This is a genomic window from Rhabdochromatium marinum, assembly GCF_016583795.1.
GTDB classification, from domain to species: Bacteria; Pseudomonadota; Gammaproteobacteria; order Chromatiales; family Chromatiaceae; genus Rhabdochromatium; species Rhabdochromatium marinum.
In genome coordinates this window covers 15196-34336 of record NZ_NRRS01000040.1, presented here as the reverse complement: position 1 = coordinate 34336, position 19141 = coordinate 15196, and the positions used below count along the sequence as shown (strand labels likewise).

16 protein-coding genes are annotated in these 19141 nt (G+C 60.8%); 2 read left to right on the top strand and 14 right to left on the bottom strand.

Annotation, left to right across the window (positions count from 1 at the left end; translation table 11 throughout):
• A partial coding sequence (locus tag CKO36_RS20455) for a MerR family DNA-binding transcriptional regulator (RefSeq protein WP_420826326.1) occupies nucleotides 1-118 on the bottom strand: 118 nt, incomplete at its 3' end.
• Between the two features lie 49 nt (nucleotides 119-167).
• Nucleotides 168-845 (bottom strand): PAS domain-containing protein, encoded by a 678-nt coding sequence (locus CKO36_RS11945; protein WP_338053471.1) that lies wholly within the window; start codon nucleotides 843-845, stop codon nucleotides 168-170.
• Between CKO36_RS11945 and CKO36_RS20295 the strand changes: the two genes are divergently transcribed.
• Both CKO36_RS20295 and CKO36_RS11935 read left to right on the top strand, forming a co-directional pair.
• Nucleotides 765-956: a hypothetical protein gene (locus CKO36_RS20295; RefSeq protein WP_200284289.1), complete on the top strand. Its 192-nt coding sequence runs from the start codon at nucleotides 765-767 to the stop codon at nucleotides 954-956. The genes CKO36_RS11945 and CKO36_RS20295 overlap by 81 nt on opposite strands.
• A gap of 306 nt (nucleotides 957-1262) precedes the next feature.
• A complete protein-coding gene (locus CKO36_RS11935) occupies nucleotides 1263-3077 on the top strand; it encodes an alpha-amylase family protein (RefSeq protein ID WP_200284288.1) in 1815 nt (604 codons plus the stop codon).
• 69 nt (nucleotides 3078-3146) lie between these two features.
• Here the strand turns inward: CKO36_RS11935 and CKO36_RS11930 are convergent, their stop codons facing one another.
• The 12 genes from CKO36_RS11930 to CKO36_RS11875 all read right to left on the bottom strand — a co-directional run bounded on the left by CKO36_RS11930 (nucleotide 3147) and on the right by CKO36_RS11875 (nucleotide 19032).
• Nucleotides 3147-6224: a PAS domain S-box protein gene (locus tag CKO36_RS11930; RefSeq protein WP_200284287.1), complete on the bottom strand. Its 3078-nt coding sequence runs from the start codon at nucleotides 6222-6224 to the stop codon at nucleotides 3147-3149.
• Nucleotides 6221-6934 carry a PhnD/SsuA/transferrin family substrate-binding protein gene (locus tag CKO36_RS11925; RefSeq protein ID WP_200284286.1) on the bottom strand — a complete coding sequence of 238 codons (714 nt, stop codon included), beginning with the start codon at nucleotides 6932-6934 and terminating at the stop codon, nucleotides 6221-6223. Before CKO36_RS11925 ends, CKO36_RS11930 begins: the two co-directional genes overlap by 4 nt.
• A 5-nt stretch (nucleotides 6935-6939) precedes the next feature.
• On the bottom strand, nucleotides 6940-7359 hold the full coding sequence (locus CKO36_RS11920; protein WP_200284285.1) for an ATP-binding protein: 420 nt from the start codon (nucleotides 7357-7359) through the stop codon (nucleotides 6940-6942).
• 12 nt (nucleotides 7360-7371) lie between these two features.
• Nucleotides 7372-7728, bottom strand: a complete 357-nt coding sequence (locus tag CKO36_RS11915) for an STAS domain-containing protein (protein ID WP_200284284.1) — start codon at nucleotides 7726-7728, stop codon at nucleotides 7372-7374.
• Nucleotides 7729-7771: 43 nt separating this feature from the next.
• Nucleotides 7772-9052, bottom strand: a complete 1281-nt coding sequence (locus CKO36_RS11910) for a PP2C family protein-serine/threonine phosphatase (protein ID WP_200284283.1) — start codon at nucleotides 9050-9052, stop codon at nucleotides 7772-7774.
• Between the two features lie 28 nt (nucleotides 9053-9080).
• The gene (locus tag CKO36_RS11905; protein WP_200284282.1) at nucleotides 9081-10730 is read right to left on the bottom strand and encodes a WecB/TagA/CpsF family glycosyltransferase; all 1650 of its coding nucleotides are present in this window, start codon (nucleotides 10728-10730) and stop codon (nucleotides 9081-9083) included.
• Nucleotides 10731-10745: 15 nt separating this feature from the next.
• A complete protein-coding gene (locus CKO36_RS11900; RefSeq protein WP_200284281.1) occupies nucleotides 10746-11693 on the bottom strand; it encodes a sulfotransferase family protein in 948 nt (315 codons plus the stop codon).
• Nucleotides 11690-13051, bottom strand: coding sequence for a lipopolysaccharide biosynthesis protein (locus CKO36_RS11895; RefSeq protein ID WP_200284280.1), 1362 nt, complete (start codon nucleotides 13049-13051; stop codon nucleotides 11690-11692). The genes CKO36_RS11900 and CKO36_RS11895 overlap by 4 nt, the downstream gene beginning before the upstream one ends.
• A gap of 47 nt (nucleotides 13052-13098) precedes the next feature.
• On the bottom strand, nucleotides 13099-14193 hold the full coding sequence (locus CKO36_RS11890; protein WP_200284279.1) for a Wzz/FepE/Etk N-terminal domain-containing protein: 1095 nt from the start codon (nucleotides 14191-14193) through the stop codon (nucleotides 13099-13101).
• 35 nt (nucleotides 14194-14228) lie between these two features.
• Nucleotides 14229-15137 carry an Rpn family recombination-promoting nuclease/putative transposase gene (locus CKO36_RS11885; RefSeq protein WP_200284278.1) on the bottom strand — a complete coding sequence of 303 codons (909 nt, stop codon included), beginning with the start codon at nucleotides 15135-15137 and terminating at the stop codon, nucleotides 14229-14231.
• A 73-nt stretch (nucleotides 15138-15210) separates the two neighbouring features.
• A complete protein-coding gene (locus CKO36_RS11880) occupies nucleotides 15211-18114 on the bottom strand; it encodes an SLBB domain-containing protein (protein ID WP_200284277.1) in 2904 nt (967 codons plus the stop codon).
• 6 nt (nucleotides 18115-18120) lie between these two features.
• Nucleotides 18121-19032, bottom strand: coding sequence for a hypothetical protein (locus CKO36_RS11875; protein WP_200284276.1), 912 nt, complete (start codon nucleotides 19030-19032; stop codon nucleotides 18121-18123).
• Between the last annotated feature and the right edge of the window lie 109 nt (nucleotides 19033-19141).

Genomic DNA, 19141 nt, shown 5'->3' with positions numbered 1-19141 from the left:
TGTAAAGGCGGCGATTGCTATCGGTGCGAGCGACGGGAATCAGTCTGCCTTCCCGCTCCCATCGCTGAACTGTTTTTACTGTTACGCCAAGCAACTTCGCCGCCTTGCCTGTTGAGATAGTGTTTTTTATATACCTGTTATAGCATCAAAAAGCACTTTTTTTAAGGCTAGAGTCTATCTCCATTCATTGGGGTGCGGATCTCATGGCTCATGTTGGCGAGAAATGCGGACTTGGCCTGATTGGCGGCATCAGCCTGTTCCTTGGCTTCAAGCAGTTCCCAGTGGGCTTGCTTCAGCGGGGTTAAATCCAGTGCCTGGGTGACTGAGTAGAGAAGTTGGCCCTCGGCATTGCGCACCTTTGAGGCCACCAGCATGGCCCAGCGCACCTGTCCATTTTTGGTGACATAGCGCTTCTCGCACAGATATCCATCGCGATCTTCTGCGACATAGTGCTGATAGCGCTGGAAGCATTCCGCGCGATCCTCGGGATGGGTGATTGCGCGAATGGACATCCCCAGCAACTCGTCGCGGGAGTAGCCGTACATCTGACAGGCTTTCTCATTGACGTTCAAAAAGCGCGCATCCGGAGACATCAGCGACATCGCGACCTGACTGTTGTGGAAGGCCAGCGAGAAGCGTTCTTCGCTTTCTTTGAGTGCCTCCTCGTTGCGTTTGTGCTCGGTAATATCCTCGAAGGCCCCCAGAACCCTGACCACCTGAGCATCTTCGAACAGGGGCTTGCCCAGACTGCGGATCCAGCGCGTTTGGCCCTTGGCGGTGATGACACGGGCATTGATCTCGTAGGCCTGCCCCTGTTCGAGCGCGGCCTGTACGGCAGCCCTGATCTTGGGCTGATCCTCGGGGTGGTAGTAACCGAGGGCATTCTGGAGTGTGATGGTTTCGCCTTCGGGGTGTTCGTGAATCGCGAACCCGGTGGCCGGTCAGGTGATGCCTAAGGTATTGAGTCCTTTTAGGTCAAGCACGTGTATTGACGGCTACTGACTGGTACGGCCAATCTCACAATAAGGGTTCGCTGTTACCGAAGCTTAGAATCGGTCTATATAGACTGTCAAGGCGAGGCGGCGGGACGCGATGGTGCAGCCGGAGGGGGATGAGTGATGTCCATGCCATGCGGCCAAGCAACATGCCCAAGCCTTGCTAAACTTGAAAGGCGAAAGACGTTTGATCGCTGGTAGCAATGGTCTCCCAACCAAGGTACAGGGCGTAACTTTAACGTCCCTTGACACGCAGCAGGTGATTTGATGGTTGATTCTTCCCTACCTAATGGGGTCATGTTGAATGCTTACCCCGACAGTATTGGCACCAAACTGAGCGATACTGTCGCGCTCTTGCAACGCCCCGAGCTGGAGAACGTCTTTTCTTTGTTTTACATCCTGCCGACCTTTTTCCAGAGCGATTTGGATCGAGGATTCTCCATTAGTCACTACGCAATCAATGACGAACTGGTAGGCCAGGAAGATCTCCAGGCGCTCCAGCAACTCGGCATCGTGTTGAAGTTTGATCTGGTGCTGAATCACCTCTCGGTGCGCTCGCCGCAGTTTCTTGACATGCTGGAGAAGGGCGATCAGTCACGCTATCGCGACTTTTTTATCGATTGGAACAAGTTTTGGGAAGGCGAAGGGGAGATGAGCGAAGCGGGCTACATCATCCCGCACGAAACCCATCTGAACCGGCTGTTCATGCGCAAGCCGGGGTTGCCCATTTTATTTGTCCGCTTTCCGGACGGGTCTGAGCGCCCTTATTGGAACACCTTCTATCAGGAGATCCATTATCGGGAGCTGGAGTTCGAGGATCTGAAACACCTGCGCATTATTCCCCACGCGGCCTTGCAGGATATTCTTCAGCAGGTGAATGCCAAGATCGCGGCTGGTGAGGATTTTCGCGACCTGGATCTGGGCTTTTATCTGGATTATCTGGAGCATATTGCCAACATTGTCGAATCCAAGCGGCGCTATCTCGGGCAGATGGATTTGAATGCCGAATCCGAGGCCACCTGGGATTTCTATGAGCAGACGCTGCAACAGCTGGCGGATTTTGGCGGCAAACTGATTCGCCTTGATGCCTTTGCCTATTTGCACAAGCAGCCGGGCCTGAGCAATTTCTTCAACACTCCTGGCACCTGGGACTACCTCGACCGCCTGAAAACCATAGCCGAGGCCAAGCAGCTTACGCTGCTGCCCGAGATTCATGCCCAGTATGGCAAGGGACTGCACACCGAGGTCGCGCAGGCCGGATATCCCATCTACGACTTCTTCCTGCCCGGTTTGCTGCTGGATGCGCTTGACCAGGGCCGCAATACCTACCTGCTGCGCTGGATCGATGAAATCCAGACCCAGGGCCTTCGCACCGTCAATATGCTCGGTTGCCATGATGGCATCCCGGTACTGGATCTCGATGGCTTTGACGCCGGGGATGGCTATCAGCCCGGCTTGCTCGACAGTACCGCGATCGAGGCCGTGATTGAGCGAGTGCTGGCGCGCGGCGGCCGGGTGAAGAATCTGTTTGGTCCAGATGGCAAAAAGATCGCCTACTACCAGATCAATGCCACCTATTTCAGCGCCTTGGGCGAAGATGAACAGAAACTGCGCCTGGCGCGCGCCATTCAGCTGTTCATGCCCGGCATTCCGCAGGTGTGGTACCTGGATCTGTTCGCCGGTAAGAACGACTATGCCGCCGCCGACAACGGAGGCACTGCCGGTCACAAGGAAATCAACCGCACCACATTGACCAATGACATGATCGCCATCGGACTGCAAAGCGCCGTAGTGCGGGATCAGCTTGAAATGATGCGCTTGCGCAATACCTCAGCCGCCTTCTCTGGCCAGCTCACAATCGCCGACACTCCGCCGAGTAAACTGAAAATGACCTGGTCAGCGTCAGGATCAGCGCAAGACTTAGAAAAAGACCCGGAGCAGGGCCCGCAGCCCGGTTTGCAGCCTAGCTCGCAGCCGGGCGAAAGCGTCACGCTGAAAGCCGATCTTAAGACTCACCAGTTCAGCATTCACCACAGCTCAGCGCCCGGGGAGGTTAAGGTGTTCAGCTATCCAAAATGCTAAGCGCATGAGTTGATTCGAACTCTCGACTCACTGAACGGCCAGAGCATGACAGGGTTTGGGAACCCTCGGTCACGCCTCCCGATCCGAGGCAAACCAAAGCGTCAGCGCACTTTGGGTCGCTTCCGTTACCTGTGTCAGCGCGGTCAGGGCTTGTTCAGCATGCGCCGGGTCTGCGGCTTTGCCGGCTTGCTCAAGCTGCTGTGCCATGTGCTGCAAGCGGTTGGCGCCCAGGGTGCCGGCACTGCCTTTCAGGCTATGCGCGGCGGCGCCGAGTGCGGTCAGGTCGCCAGCGGCGTGCAGTGCGTGCAGTTCTTCGATGCGCTGCTTGAGTTCTCCTAGGAACATTTCGACTAGCATGCGCGGCAGGTCGGACGTGGTTTCGGCCGCCAGTTGCGTGAGCACCTGTGGCTCCAGGACAGCATATTCGGCGGCTTCAATCAGTGGATTGGGTAGGGCGGATAGGGTGTCTGACGAGGCGCCCTGTATGGATGCGGCCTGGCTCAACCATTGGGTCATGAGCTGGCGCAGTTTGCCGATATCGATAGGTTTGGAGAGAAAATCGTTCATGCCGGCCTGCGCGCAGCGTTCGCGATCCTCGGCGAAGGCATTGGCGGTCATGGCAATAATCGGGGTGGTGCGATTGGCTGACTGGCCGGCGCGAATGCGGCGCGTGGCTTCGAGTCCGTCCATGCCGGGCATGGAAATATCCATCAGGATCAGATCGAAGGTCTCCTGATCGACGCGGGTCAGCGCATCGAGCCCGCTGCCCACTACGCTGACCTGATGATGCGATTGTTGCAGCGCGGCGCGGGTGACTTCGACATTGAGCGGATTGTCCTCGACCAACAGAATTCTGGCGGTTCCGGGTGCTGTGTCCACAGACGGCGCTGCACTCGGTACAGTCGCGCCGGTGCTCGCTGGCGAATCTAAGCTGGCCGCCATTGGCAGCTCAACATGGAAGGTGCTGCCGGCGCCCGGCGTGCTCTCGCAGCGGATATGTCCGCCCATCAGTTGGGCGAGTTTCTGGCTGATGGCCAGGCCCAAGCCGGTGCCGCCAAAGCGGCGGGTGGTGCCGTCCTCGGCCTGCACGAACTCATCAAACAGGTGCGCTTGATCGGCTTGGGACAGCCCGATGCCGCTGTCGCGCACTGCCATGCACAAGCGGCCCTCCACGCCCGTTGCCGGGAGTTGATAGTCGAGCGTTAAGGAAATACCGCCCTGTTCGGTGAACTTGACCGCATTGCCGAGCAGATTGGTCAAAATCTGCTGGACGCGCAGGCGGTCGCCAAAACATTGCGCCGGCAGGTTTGAGCCGGTCACCATCGTCAAGTCGATGCCCTTGCTGGCAGCTTCGTTGCGGAACAACGCGACGATCGCCTCGACTGTGGCCAGCGGGTCGAACCAGTCCGGCTCCAGGGTCAGACGCCCGGCCTCAATCTTGGAAAAATCCAGCACATTGTTGAGCAAGGCTAGCAACAACTGGCCGCTATCGACCGCCGAACGTGCGAAGGGGGCCTGTTCAGGACTCAGGCCGGATTCGAGCAGCAGTTGATTCATGCCGATGATGGCATTGAGCGGGGTGCGGATTTCATGGCTCATGGTGGCCAGAAAACGGCTTTTCGCGACATTGGCGGCTTCGGCCTGCACGCGCGCCTTGCGCAGCCGCTCCTCGGTCTGCTTGCGTGCGCTGATGTCGAAAAAGTGCGCCACATAGTGGGTGGTCTGGTCCTGCTCGTCGCGCACCGCCGTGATGCTCAGCAGTTCGGGATAAATGCCGCCGTCCTTGCGCCGGTTCTCGATCTCGCCGCGCCATTGTCCCTGCGCGCGGATGGTGCGCCACATAGCTGCGTAGAAGGCGCGATCCTGGCGACCGGAGGCGAGCATGTGCGGATTCTGGCCCAGGGCTTCCTCGGCACTGTAGCCGGTGATGCGAGTGAAGGCGCGATTGACGCGCACAATGCGCCCCTCAACATCGGTGATCATGATGCCTTCATTGGCTTCCAGCACCTGGGCGGCGAGGCGCAGCTCACGCTCGGCCGCCTGTTCGGCGCTGATGTCGCGCATAAAGCTGGTGAACAGAGTGCTGTCCTCGGTCTGGATGGGCGAGATGTTCATCTCCACGGTGAACTCATGACCATCGCGATGCCGCGCTGGCAGTTGCAGCCGACGGTTGAGCACCCGGCCCGTGCCGGTGTTCAGGTACCGGTCCATGCCGCGCTGGTGAGCAGCGCGCATGCGCTCGGGGATAATGAGCTCGGCCATGGGCGCGCCAATGGCCTCGGCGGGTTGGTAGCCGAACAGGCGGGCGGCATTGTCGTTGAACTCGACAATCCGCCCGTGCGCATCGGCGGTGACAATGGCATCGAGCGAGGCCGATAGGGTGGCGGCATTCTTGGCTTCGTTGCGCGCCGCGCGTTGCTCAAGCTGGCGTGCCTCATTAAGCGCGGCGGTCAGGTCGCGATAGCTGTCGGCCAGACGGGCGGACATGCGATTAAACGCCCGCACAGCGGTGGCGATCTCATCGCGTGGCTGCCCTGGGCGCCCCTGCTCCAGAATCTGTACCCCCGGCCCCAGTTCCGCAATGGTCTCGGAGGCTTGGCGCAGGTGCTTGAGCTGCCGGGTGAGCCAGGTGCCCAGCACCCAGGAAAAAATCGCCACCAGCAGCACTTCCAGCACCGCGATGCTGATGGTCCAGCGCCGCGCGCGTTTCAGCACCGCGTGTAGATGACTGGTCGCCAGCCCCAGCTCGACGCTGCCGAACCGCTGCTCACCAACCAGAATATCGGTACTGACATCGAACAGGCCGTCCTCGACCGCGCGCAAATCCTGATCAGCGCGAAAAGGCCGCGCAAGTGCCTCCAGTTCCCCAGCCTCGGCCAGGATGGCGTCATCACCGCGCACTCGGGCGTAGCGCACATCGGGCTGGTCGAGCATTTCCGCGACCAGATCATCAAGCGAGGCCAGGTCAGTGGCCAGCACCGCGTCCTTGGCGGTGGCTGCGAACAGCTGCGTCATGGTGCGCGAGCGTTGCAGCAATTGTTCCTGATTGGAGGAATGCAGAAAGTCGAGGGTGTTCAGCACCAGCACCAGCAGCAGGGCGCTCTCAATGAGCGCGATGCCGAGAATGGTTTTGAGCCGAAAGCTCAAGGGACTTGCTCGATCAGCTCGTCGAGCAGCTGAATATCCAGCGCGCGCACATCATCCCATTCGGCATTCTGGGCGGCCTCCAGCCCCGGCAGGTGCAGTGGCTCCAGCAGGGCACGCCCTGTTTCATCCTCGGAGAGTCCGAGCATGGCGGTGGCAATGGCGCTGACGGTCTCTTCCAACAAACGTGGATGAGCCGCGAAGGCGTGTGGCGTATAGCCGTCACTGGTCCAGAAAATCCGCAGTTGCTTGCGAATGTCCGGCGCCACAGACTCGAAGGTGCGCACTACGCCGCCGCCAGCCGGATACAGCCCCTTGGCCACACCGCGATAGACCGAGTCGTGCGAGGAGACATAGTGCGGCCGAAAGTGCACACCCGCACTGGCGAGGTTGGCGCGGGTCAGAATACTGGCGGCGAAGGCAGCCGGGGAGGGGAAGGCCAGATCATACTCGCTGGCGGCCAGGCGGCGCTCGAAGGTCGGGATATCCGGGGCGGTACGGAACACCAGGGCGGGTGCACCACGCTGCTCCAGCTCAGTGAGCAGGGGCACCCAGAGCGCGGCCAGGCGACTGGCGGATTGCTGAGGCACCACGCCAAAACGCAACGGAGTTTCTGAGTCTGCGCTGGTCTGACCAAAACCGAGCGCGCACAGAACACCAAGTAACAGGACGCCAAGCCAGCAGGGGATTCGTGATAACAGCTGGATCTTCATAGGCTTTAAGCTTCTCCGATGCTCCGTCGCAGCTGCACATAATGACGCTCGCCCAGATCGCAATACTCGGCGCTGTCCATCCATTGGCGCATGATCCACCAGCCACGGCCGCTCTCGGCCTCTGGATCCGGCTCATGCTCGCACGGTGGCACCGTCATGGCGCGACCGCAATCCTCGATCTCAACCAGCAGTTCGTTGGCTTGAGTATGCCAGCGCACCGACACCAGATGACCAGGCTCGCCAGCGTAGGCATGGATGATGGCATTGTTAAGCGCCTCGACGCAGCAGGTTTGAATCTGATACGCCTGCATGTCATCGAATCCCAACTGCCGGGCCAATGTATGCAGGCAGAGGCCGAGTGGGGTGACGCACTCCAGCCGACTGTCGATCTCCAGGCGCAGTTCGTGGCAGGCTCCTGCTGTCATGGCGGCCTCCTGTCACCCCTGGGTCGGTGGTTGTTCAAAGCGCGTTAGGGCGCTCTGGACGCTGTCGCAGAAGGCCAACGCGCGCTCCAAACGCATCAGACGTGCCAGGCTCATTAGGGGCGGTCGGAGTTCAGCCAGGCAATAGGGCCGCTTCGCCTCGCGCAAGCGGCGTGTCAGCACCACCAGCTCGCCAATGGCGGTGCTGTCCATGAATTCGACCGCACTGAGATCAATAATCAGCGCCGGGGCACCGGCGCCAGCGGTCAGAACACGCGTCAGCACCTTGGCTGCGCTGCTGGCTGTTAGCCGGCCCAGATTCAGGCGAATCACCCGCGCCTGCGGATAGTCTTGCAACTGAAGATCGTCCATCGGTTAACAATTACTCGTGAGTTGAGGTGGGGCGCGCTGATCTTCACTCGCGCTCTATCGCCAGCAGCGACACGTCGTCGTCAAAGCCTGGCGCTTGTGTGGTTGCGGGCGCGGCCTGGCGGTGCCAGTCGCGCAGGGCCTGCTCAATGGCCTGAAGCATCGGCTCCAGGGGTTGATCACGTCCGGCCGTCAGGGCCGCGCACAGGCGCTCCTCGCCGAAGGCCTGCTGCGTGGCGTCGAAACATTCAGTCGCGCCGTCTGAATACAGCAGCAGACGGTCGCCAGCGGCCAAGTAAAAATCAATGCTCTCGTACTCGGCATCCGGCAGCAGACCGACCGGGAAGCCACCCTCACCCAGCCGGTCGATCTGGCCGTTGGCCCGGCTGATCAGCGGATAGGGATGCCCGGCTTGGCACAGCTCGCCCTGGCCGCTGCTGGTGTCGAGGATGCCATAGATCATGGTGAAATAAAGACTGCCGCGCTCATCATTGAGCAGGCTCTGATTCAGCCGCGTCAGCACCTCAACCGGCGGGCGATAGGGCGCCGCACGGCTTGAGGGCGAGCCGCGACCGAAGCGCAGCCGTCCGGTCGGTTTCTGTGCCGGCGTCTCCGGGCGGCGCACCAGGCTGTCCGGGCGCGGCTCCGGGGCCAGGGTGCGGGCAAGATGCACCGAAAGCATGGCGGCCGGTACGCCGTGGCCGGAGACATCGATCACATAAAAGCCCAGATAGCGCGCATCAAAGGCAAAGACATTGAAGCTGTCGCCAGCCAGTTCATCGGCCGGCAGCAGCGACCAGGCTAGGCGCACCGGCAGTCCCACGGCGGCCGAGCGCGGCAGCAGGTCGCGCTGTACCTCAGCCGCCGCCTCCAGGTCGCGTTGCACCCGCGCCTGGCTGGCGGCGAGGGCCTGATTCATCCCCTGCAAGTCCTGGTTGCGCGCCACCAGCGCCTGTTCCAGTTCCAGTACCCGTCGCGCGGCGCGAATGCGCACCCGCAGCTCGCCGGCTTTGACCGGCTTGGTGTGAAAATCATCCGCGCCGGCCTCGAAGGCGGCGATCAGATCAGCCGTTTGATCTTTGCCGGTGAGTAGAATCACATAGATGTAGTGCGGCCAGTCGGCGGCACGCAGCCGCCGGCACAGCTCGACCCCGTCAAGCTTGGGCATCATCCAGTCGCATAGCACCAGGCTGACCGGGTGCTGCTGAAGCAGCGTCCAAGCTTCTTCACCATCGGCCGCTTCCAGCGGCTCATAGTCCCAGGAGCTGAGCATGGCGACCAGTGCCTGGCGCATCCAGGTATCGTCATCGACGACCAAAATCTGCATCTTGACTATCCTTAGGCGGGTGAGGAAATCAGGCCGCATGCAGCTGGCGCAACGCCTGCGCTTGCGTGGCACTCAGCTCGAACAGGGCGGTCAGGCGGGTGATGTCAAGCAACTGTCGCACAACGGGCTGCGGTTCGCAGAGCACCAGCCGCCGGTTGTGGTCTTGGAGCTTGCGTTGCAGGCGAAACAAAAATCCTAGCCCGGTGCTGTCGATGAACGTCAGTGCGCTGAGATCAAGCAGCAGATGCCGGCTGCCGAGCTGCGCGGCCAGGGCGTCCAGATTCAGGCGCATGACCTGATCGGCATCCAGCCGGGCGCCGGGGGTGGCGATGACCACGCCCTGATCGGTGGTAGAGAGCGTCCAGTCGCCGAGGCGGGTTACGGCTTCGATCTGTTCGGTGGCCACTGAAGTCTCATGCGGTTCCAATGTGTTGGCATCACCGGTGCGCTGCGCAAACAGATCCCAGGTGCGGGTCATTTTCAGCAGACTGGCCGCCGGGGTCTGCTCCAGGCCGATAGCCGCGAGGCTGGTGCGGGTATTTTGTCGCGATTTCCACAGGCGCGCGAGATAGCCGAGCGCACTGGAGTCCAGAAACCGAACCGCGCTGAAATCCACCAGCAGTTCTGTTGTCTCTGACCAGGCCGACGGCGGCGGTTGTTGTTTGACCCAGGCGGCATCGGCCACCTCGGGTAGGTTCAGGGTGTGGCACTCGGGTGGGGCGGTTGGCGCGGTTGAGCTGGCCAGGGGTGCGGCCAGGGGTGCCGTGGCGGGCGGAGATGCGGAAGCATGGGCAGGGGCGGCGGCAGACGCAGACGCTTGAAGATGTTGACGATGACGCCAGCGTTGCCAGTGATAATGCACCACCAGCGGCAGGCTCATCACGCCGAGCTTGGCAAAGCCGACGGCATAGCGCTTCCACAGGCGTTTGGGATCCTGGCTGATGCGCCAGATCCACTCCAGGCCGGTGCGCTGCATCCATTTGGGCGCGCGCACCACCCGTCCGACGATGAACTCGAAGGTGCCGCCAATGCCGATGCTGACCCCGGCCTTGAGGCGGTGGCGGTTGCGGTGAAACCAGATCTCCTGCTTGGGGTTGCCAAAGCCGATCAGCAGTACATCCGGCGCGACGGCGTTGATGCGCTCAACAATCTCGGCATCTTCTTCATCCGACAGCAGCATGGCCTCGCCCTCGGTCTGCACAAAAGGGGAATAGACGCCGGCAATGCGCAGACCGGGATATGCAGTCACTAGCTTGTCAGCGGCCTGCCGCCCGATATCGCCTTTTCCGCCCAGCAGATAGAGCGACTGCTCGCTGTGGGCTAGCGCGGCAGCCAGTGCTGGCACCAGATCAGCGCCGGTCACCCGACCGCGCAATGGGGTGCCTAACAGTCGCGCAAGCCACACCACCGGCATGCCATCGGCAGTGACCAGATCGGCGCGGCGCAGAATTTCCAGCAGCTCCGGGTGGCGTGGTGCCGACCAGGGGGTCCAACCCAGCGCATTGGTGAGAAAATCCACATTAACGGTGACGATCTGACGCGCGCGACCATCCTGATGATAGGCATCCACCAGCGCCAGAGTGTGCGCGACCGCCAGCTCCGGCGTCAGATCATCAACCGGAATTCCCAGAATCAGCGTAACCGGGATCGGGACGGGGATCGGGCTGTGTTGAGTCATGGCGAAGCTCCCGGCTTAAGTGGCAAAATCCGTCCAGGGGACCGGGCGACCGATCAGGATTTCAATCTGGCGTACATCGGCAGCAAAGTGCTCCGCCAGTTGCTGGCGCGTCTGCACCGTGAGCGCCTCAGCCGCAGCGGCCTTGCTCTTGCGGACATTCAGCTGATCGTACCAATAGTTGATCATGCCGCGCGTGCGTGGCGGCACCCGATCCCAGACCGTACGGAAGGCGCCATTGCGTTTCAGCGCTTCGCGCCAGGCATTAGGGATGAGCTGGCGCCCGCCGCCTTTGTGGTACACCTTGCCGAGATTGGAAGGCTGATAATCGGCCGGCAGACCAAGAAAGTGCAGCACGGCATCAATGCTGGCCTGGGGCTCGCGCTGCATGTCCTCCATAAAGAGCACCAGCAGTTGCTCGGGCGGAAACTGGTCCAGGAACCGCTTCAACGCCCGGGCATATTCACTCCAGACAAAGTAATAGCGCGTCACCTCGGCATTGGCCTGCGCATAGCCCTCGGCATAATCAGGCGGGATGGCGTTGCGGTCGCGTGCCAGCGCTTCTGGGGTGAGCAACTCGTTTGCGGCCTGAGCGAAATCGCGCTTTTCCATGCCCCGGCGCAGTGACATGGTGAAATGCGAGAAGGCGCGATCAATCGGGTTGCGCAGCAGCGCGATCAGGCGCAGGTGCGGATTGGCAGCATGCAAGCGTGCAGGCACCCGAGGGTCGGCCAGATACTGCGGGCTGGCGGTGCCCCAGAGTTGCTCCGGGCGCGCGGCGCTGAAATGCTCAGCCACCAGCGTGGGCCAACCGGCCTGAAAGAGATCATCGCGGCTGAAGAAGGGCAGTTCCTTCTCCGGGGGCATGAACAGCTGTGGGTGCTTTTCGAGATAGCGAAACAGCGAGGTCGTGCCGGATTTTTGTGCACCGATGATGACGAAGTCGAGTGGCTTGGCGGAAGTCATAATGGGGCATGCGATGGCGTTGTGGTGGCCCCGGCGCTTTCCAGCCCGCGCAGCGCCCGGAGAGAAAAGAGCAGGGATAACAGATTTTTCAGCATCAGTCCGGCGCTATAGGCCAGGGTAACACCCAGCATACCGGCCAGGGTGCCGCCGATGATCATAGCAACTGTCATGAATCCGCCGGTGATGAGCAAAATCATAAATTCGGTACGTTCCCGGTGCATCATGTTGAGCAGATAACCCACCAGTCCGGTGGCGGCATTCACCAGTTGGCCCATCGCCATGATGGCCAATAACAGGGCTGCCGAGCGGAATTCCTCGCCAAAGAGTCCGAGCAGGGGCTCGGCAAAGAAGGTAAAGATGATGAACACCGGGCCATAGAGCAGCAAGGAGAAATGCTGGCTGCGCCGGAGCAGCTGGCGCAGCCCACTGGCATCTCGCAGCGTATAGGCAGCGGCGAACTGGGGCCCGAAAATCGCCCCCAGGGTGACCAGAATGACGGTGACCAGGTTGATAAGCCGAAAGGCGACGCCGAACTGTCCCAGTTCATCGACCGAGGCAAACTGCGGCAGGATCAGGATCGGCAAGCTCACATAGGCCATGTTCAGCAGGGTGCTGCCCCATAGCGGTGGCAGGGCGGAGGAGATGATCGACGGTGGCGTGAACGCTGCTGGTTGTGGCAATGACGGTGGCGGTGGTTGCGACGGTTGCGGTTGCGGCAGCTGCGCCGCGCGCGGCCTGGCAAACAGCCAGAAGATTAGCGTCAGCAGCAGCGCCAGAGTCACTGCAAACACATGCAACCACAGCAGATGTCGCTCGTTGAGTACTCCCTCCACCAACAGCAGCGGTAGCAGCCCCAGCACTACTAGCGGGATCACGGCAGATTCGGCCAGAAGCGCGCGCTGGGTGGCGCCGACGCCCTTCAGTGCCTCGGCTAAAATGCGCAGGCTGGCAAACAGCAGCGCTCCGGCGGCGGCAATGTGCAGCGCCGGAGCCAGGCTGGCGTCATCAGCCACCACCGCTGCCATGGGAGTAGCAAACGACCAGGGCAATAGCATGAGTGCGGCACCGATGAGCACCACCAGGCCGAGCGCACGGGCGAGAAAGCCTCCGGCGACCGCGCCATGCCCCTGTGCCTTCAGCGCCGCCACGGTGCGCAAGACATAGATCGGCATGCCGAGGCTAATTAGCTCAGCAAAGAGCACCAGCCAGGTGACATAAAGGGTATAGAGCCCCATACCCTCGGCGCCGAGTAGCCGGGCGATGACTAAGCTCATTGCGATCTGCAAACCCAGCCCGCCACCGCGCACCGCCAGAGCGGGCAGGGCCCGCAGCAGTTTGTCGCCCAGTGGTGCATCCATTCGTGTTGCTTTCGTCCGTGTTGCGTTTGAGTGGGTCGGCTCGGTGTTCAATCGATGTCGCTCAGGTAGGGCTCCCAGGGAGCCAGTGCGGTGGCTGGTTCGTGATCTGTGGTGTCGTTTGATTTGCGACCTGATTCACGGCCTGACTCGCTGTCGGGCGGATCAGGGGGCTTGTGTTCGGTGCGTGCGCGATAACTCTGCATAGCTTTGAAAATGCGCCGGATCAGCACCGAGGCAATGGCACCCACCACCCCCAGACTGAAACCGGCAAAGAAGCCCAGCAGCACCAGACGTTTGGTTGATGGGCTGAATTTATACTCCGGAGGAACTGCGGCATCCAGCACTTCGAGTAAATAGTTATCGCGTGCGCGTGCCAGCATTTCAACTGCCGTTTCGGCTTCAATCATGCGGTAGATGGATTTTTCCAGTTCCACCACCATGGTGTCGCGCAACTGTTGCATTAAAAAAGCACGTTTGCGGTCGCTTTCCTCAATGGCCCGGGCACGCCAATAGTCGTTGAAATCCTCCACGAAGGCATTGGCCCAGTCGGCGACCCGTTGCGGGTCATGCCAGCGCATGTAAATGCGTATGAGATCGTTCTCGGGATTATGCACCACCGAGCGTACCTGTTCACGAAATAGGCGCACGGCTTCGTTGATATTCGGCTTGAAGTCGTCGCGCCAGGCGTTGTGCTCCGCATCCCAGTGCTCAGCAAAGAGCGCCGGCATCAGGTTGCGCTGCTCAATGAAATGCAAGGTAAAGGTGCGGCTGCGCATCCGCGCCATCACAATGTGGCGATAATTTTCGTTGACATTGCGCAGCACGAAGCTCTGCTCGACCAGGGTTAATGCCTGAGAAGCGCGGCGCTCGTCGGGCGCGACCCCGCCGGGATTGACCTGATCGCGCAGCGCCAGTTGCACCGAGGCTTCGTAGCGATCCGGCAAGGAGCGCGCCAGCGCAAAACCGCCCCCTGCCATCACGAATGCTAGCAGCAGTATCCAGTGTTTGTTGCGAAATACCGCGACCAGATACTCGATCAGGTCGATCTCGTCGTCGAGCCCATAGGGCAGTGCCGGGGGCGAAGACGCCACCAGCGGCTGAGGCGCAGTCTCGCGCTGATGGTCTTTCTCAGAGGTGGTCATGGAATGCGGTCAGGATTCCGTTCACGCCGCCGCAGTCAGGTCTGGGATGCTTTGCGCAAGGTCGCAATGGTGTGCGCATCCAAACCGGTTTTCTGCGCTATCGTGTCATCGTCGAGAACATCAAGCAGATTGCGTGCCACGCTCAATACGCCTTCTTCTCGACCTTCCGCTCGACCTTCTTCGCGCCCCTCTTTCCGACCTTCCGCTCGACCTTCGGCCCGCGCGGTATCAAAAGAATTTTTCAGGTCCCGATAGTATTTCAAACTGTCTTCGTAGCTTTGCAGCTCCTCGCGGGTGAAATTGGCGATTTCAGCCACCTCGAAGAAGCGCTCGAACACCTGTTCGCGCAACACATCGGGCACCCGATCCAGGCGGTCGAGATACTTGATGGCGTAGAGCCATTTGTCGATCGGGGTGTCGAGATGATCGAGGGGCTTGTTGAATTTGGGCATCTCCAGGTAGATGAAGGTGAGTTTGTCGTAGAAGACTCGATGGGTCTCGATGTCCTGGAGCTGGATGTCGTAGCGGTATTTGTCGGTGTCCTGCTGGTCTTCGGCAAAGACAAAATCCAGAATGCCGATGGTGTAGACGGCTTGGAGGCGAAAATCCCAGTCGCCGCGCCGGGCCTGCTGTTGGATGGGAAACGTGGCATAAAAGACGCTGCGATCCTTGAAGAAATTCTGCTTGGCCTTTTGCAGCTCAACGATGAATTTCTCGCCGCGCTCGTTTTCGCAGTAGAGATCAAAGATGGCTTTGCGATCTACTGCGGTGCGACCGAGTTGCTCGTCTTTCAGATAGGTCAGATCGACAATCTCGCCCTGTTCATCGCCCAACAGCGCATTGAGAAACGCCCGCAACAGATCCTTGTGCGGTTCTTCTCCAAACAGGCGCTTGAAGCCGTAATCGGTGAAGAAGTTGACATAACGGTCGGTTAAGTAGGTCATGGCTCGCTATGATCGTGCGTTATCGGGAAAATTGAGCAATCAGGAAATCGGGAAATCAGGAAAAAGCTCAAGATCAATCGAACAGCCCGATGACATTCAGGCTCGCGGCGGTGATGCCCAGATGATAGAGGATCTGTGACCAGGATTCGGCGCTTTCGAGGCGATTCATCCGATCCACATTGAGCGGTACATAGATGGTTGCGCCGGGGGTGATGCTGACCCGCCCGGCGCTATGCCGCCAGTCACCACCGCGCACTGACATGACCTCGCCATTGGCCTGGATCACAAAGACATGATTGCGCCGCGCCAACACGGTGGTGCCGCCACTCAGTTCGACATAATCGGCGCTGTTGAGCTTCTTGCGATACAGATGAGAGGTCGGATGATAGACCTCACCGACCACGGTCACTTCATGGGCCATGGTTGGCACGGTCAGTCGGTCGCCATCCTGCAGCATGATGTTGGCCTCCCCGGAGCAGTCCATGGCGCCTTCAAGGTCGATCACCAGGCGCCCGATGGCTTCGCTGCGCTTGAGCTGATTGATCACCTTGATCAGTTCCTGCTTGCGCTCGCCGGCCGGGGTCTTTTCATCGTTCTTGGCCCCGAAGGATAGGGATAATCTGACCAGCAGATCGTCGAGATTGTTTTGAATACGATCCAGCGCTTCTTGTTGCTGTGCACGCACTCGTTCGCGAATGAAGACCGCGCCGAAGGGATAGGCGCCATCGGACAGACCGCCGGCACGCTTGACCACCTGGCACAGAGTGTCGCTACGCGAGATGGGATAGTCGCCGGGGAAGCGCACCGCGCCAGCCAGGGTCACGCTGGCGCGCTGTTGCCAATCGGGCTTGCGATGCAAGACCAGTTCATCATGCGGTTGCAGGATGTTGCCGCCGTTGACATCGGCGGCGATACCGGCCAGCTCGATCTGGCGATGCTCAATGGCTTGATACTCACCGGCCAGCAGCTCGAAGCGCGTCAGCTCAGCCGACAGACCGAAGGTCTCCTCGGTCAACCCGCCGGCGGCTTGCAACAGATCGGCCAGTTGCATGCCGGGTTCGAGTGGATAACGCCCGGGATGGCGCACCTCACCGCGCACATAGACCACCGGCGAGGCTTCGCCATAGGGAGTCTGCGCGACTAGCTGATCGAGTTCATCGCCGATCAGAGTCGTGCGTTCCCCATGGCGGTCGAAGACAAAGATCCGATCCTCAGGATAGATCAGTGGATTGTCCGGGGTGCGTATGTGCGCCTGGGCGCGCTTGAGGCTGAAGCTTAAAAACTCCAGACGCCCCTCGGTTGCGTGCTGGCGCGCAATGAGCCCATAGCCGGTGTCGGCCTGTTCCAGTGCCCCCCCGGCGAAACCGATCACGTCGAGCAGCCGCGCGCGCGCTGCCAGTGGAAAGGTGCCCGTGTTGCGTACCTGGCCGCGCACTTCCACCACCATCGGCGGGTAACGTCCGGGCTCGGCCTGGGTGCGCAGGTCGCGCACCAGATTCGCCACCCCTTGTACCCGTGGCTGACGCAGATCGAATACGATAATCTCGTCGCGGGGTCTAAGCTCGATATCAGCGCGCCCGCCCGGTTCGCGGAACATGCGCGCGATGTCCAGATAGCCGATCTGAATGCGGCGGGTGTCTGGGCTTTCGCGTCGCAGCAGGCCGAAGGACACATCAGCATTGGGTCTGAGTTGGCGCGGGGAGCTGAGCAGATTAGACACCCGCATGCCGGGGCGAAATTGAAAGCCACCGGGACGCAGCACATGACCGCTGAGCAGCACGACATCTTCCATGGCGCGGCTGACCGGGAAGATGCGCAGAATATCGCCCGTCTGAATCCCGGTGTCGCGTCCGGCGGGCGTGTCGAGCGGAACCGCAATCAGCGTGTAGCGTTCGCCGTTCTGAATCCGCTCGATATGGGCATCGGCGAGCGAGGCGGTCGGCATCAGCCCGCCAGCGAGATCGATCAGCTCGCCAACAGTGCCGAGTGCGGGCTTCGGGTCCGCCAGGTCCGCGATCGCTTCGGAAGCGGCACCCTGGTCTTCGTTCGAGCCAAGCAGCTCGTAAATTGCCGGGCGCTGCACCTCGCCGCCAATGCCCACCGTTGGACCAATCGGCGGCACAAAGATGACATCCTGATGCTGCAAGCTGACATCGCCCGAGGTATCGCCGCGCAGCAGCACATCATAAAGATCGAGGGTCGCCAGCGTCCGGCCGCGCCGTTTGAGCTGGATGTTGCGCAGACTGCCGCTGCGCTTGACGCCGCCGGTGGAAATCAGGGTATTGAGCAGGGTCGCCAGACCGCTGACATTGTAGTCGCCGGGTTTGACCACTTCACCCACCACCAACACGGTGATGGTGCGCAGCTCCCCCATAGTCACCACGGCTTTAGCGCCGATGATTTGCCGGGAGAAGCGCGCGCTGAGCAATTCCTGCGCCTGGTTAAACCGCAGCCCGCCGACCTGCACCGGCCCCAACTCCGGCACCAGCAGGCGTCCGTCGCGGGTGACCACCAGGTTGTACTCAACATTGAGCTTGCCGTAGACCTGCACGATCAGAGTATCACCTGGTCCGATAACATAGTCGCTGGGGACGGGCAGATCAGTCACCGGTGCGAAGGTGCTGGGTGCTTGATCAAACAGATCATAACCAAACTGGCTCAGCTCCGGTTGCACCACCTGCTGCTGGATTTTCTCTTCGAGCGTGACTTGATTGAGGCTTTCGGCCACTGTTTGCTCGATGGCTGAGGGCGCTTCCAGCTCAGCATCGCTCGGCGCGGGGGCGTCTTGCGTCTCGACTTCGGGCTGTGCAAGCGGCTCATCCTGTCCGGAGGGCGCGGCACGCATTTGATCGATTCGTTGACGTTCACCGAGTGAGTCGAAAATGGGTAACTGCTGTGCGGGCGCCGTCAGGCTGAACAGGGTCGCCAAGCCGAATAAGGCCAGCAAAAACACGTTGAAGCGAAAGGGCGTGCGCATCGGTCGCTACAGGCTTGAGGGCGGCGGCAACGCCCAGCCTTGCTCCGTAATTTCTCGCGGCAAGAGCTTCATCAAGCGGGACTCATCGAATGGACATCCATTCCAATTCACCCGCATTCCGCGTCCTGTGCGCGGACACTGATCCTGGTAATTCGCCACCCCATCGCCATCGCTGTCGAGCGGATCACCGTAGAAAACCCGCAGCACAAAGGCCGCCATGGCCTCCGGCTCCGCGATTGAGGCACCGGTGACGGCGGTTCCGCACTGGTTAAACGCTTGCAGCTTAAAGCAGGCGCTTGGGTCGCCAACCGTGACCAGATGCACGCACAAGCGCTCGCCAAGCCGGCTGCGCAGCTCGGCCACTTGACGCACGGCAGCCTCATCGACACGCTCGGCACGGCTGAAGATGATCAGCGCGATCTTGGAGGTTGTCGCGCTGTTGTAGGCGGTCACGCGACCTGTGGACAGGCGCGGCGCAAGCGCGGCCAGCCCAGTCGCCAGTTTGGGTGACCAGCCGTGATCAAGCTCGCGCAAGGACACTGATGTCAGCGCAACGGGGCCACGGGTCTGATGTCCATCGAAGCCAGGTCGGGCCAGCGTTGCCCTGAGCCGCTGCGCCAGTACCTTCGCCAACCCAGCCCGGGAATTGAACGGCGCTGGCCGCGTCTGCCGCATGTCGCCTGCGTCATCAATCAGCATAAAGCCGCTGCCCACCTTTACCGGCCGTTCCTTTTCATCTGCGAGCACAGATGCCGACATGGGCGTGAAGTGCTCGGGTATGTGTTCAACACTCTGATCTGCCTGATGATAGCCATCTCCTGTGACCACCTGCTGCGACTCTACGGGCCCCGAGGTCGCGCAGCCATTGAGCAGCAGCACAACGGCGATCAGGAGGGCTGGCGGCGGGTTGATGACCATCAAAGCAAGCCGAGGTCACAAACAAGCACAGACGGAAGGATGGGCAACAAGGATCGAAAGCCCTGCGTTGTTGGCACTAACCAGGGATTCTAACCCGAAGCCTGTTCCT

Coding starts and splice junctions, on each gene's coding strand:
- CKO36_RS11935 (WP_200284288.1), top strand. CDS start 1,263: ATGGTTGATTCTTCCCTACCTAATGGGGTCATGTTGAATGCTTACCCC.
- CKO36_RS11925 (WP_200284286.1), bottom strand. CDS start 6,934: ATGAAGATCCAGCTGTTATCACGAATCCCCTGCTGGCTTGGCGTCCTG.
- CKO36_RS11920 (WP_200284285.1), bottom strand. CDS start 7,359: ATGACAGCAGGAGCCTGCCACGAACTGCGCCTGGAGATCGACAGTCGG.
- CKO36_RS11915 (WP_200284284.1), bottom strand. CDS start 7,728: ATGGACGATCTTCAGTTGCAAGACTATCCGCAGGCGCGGGTGATTCGC.
- CKO36_RS11910 (WP_200284283.1), bottom strand. CDS start 9,052: ATGCAGATTTTGGTCGTCGATGACGATACCTGGATGCGCCAGGCACTG.
- CKO36_RS11905 (WP_200284282.1), bottom strand. CDS start 10,730: ATGACTCAACACAGCCCGATCCCCGTCCCGATCCCGGTTACGCTGATT.
- CKO36_RS11900 (WP_200284281.1), bottom strand. CDS start 11,693: ATGACTTCCGCCAAGCCACTCGACTTCGTCATCATCGGTGCACAAAAA.
- CKO36_RS11895 (WP_200284280.1), bottom strand. CDS start 13,051: ATGGATGCACCACTGGGCGACAAACTGCTGCGGGCCCTGCCCGCTCTG.
- CKO36_RS11890 (WP_200284279.1), bottom strand. CDS start 14,193: ATGACCACCTCTGAGAAAGACCATCAGCGCGAGACTGCGCCTCAGCCG.
- CKO36_RS11885 (WP_200284278.1), bottom strand. CDS start 15,137: ATGACCTACTTAACCGACCGTTATGTCAACTTCTTCACCGATTACGGC.
- CKO36_RS11880 (WP_200284277.1), bottom strand. CDS start 18,114: ATGCGCACGCCCTTTCGCTTCAACGTGTTTTTGCTGGCCTTATTCGGC.
- CKO36_RS11875 (WP_200284276.1), bottom strand. CDS start 19,032: ATGGTCATCAACCCGCCGCCAGCCCTCCTGATCGCCGTTGTGCTGCTG.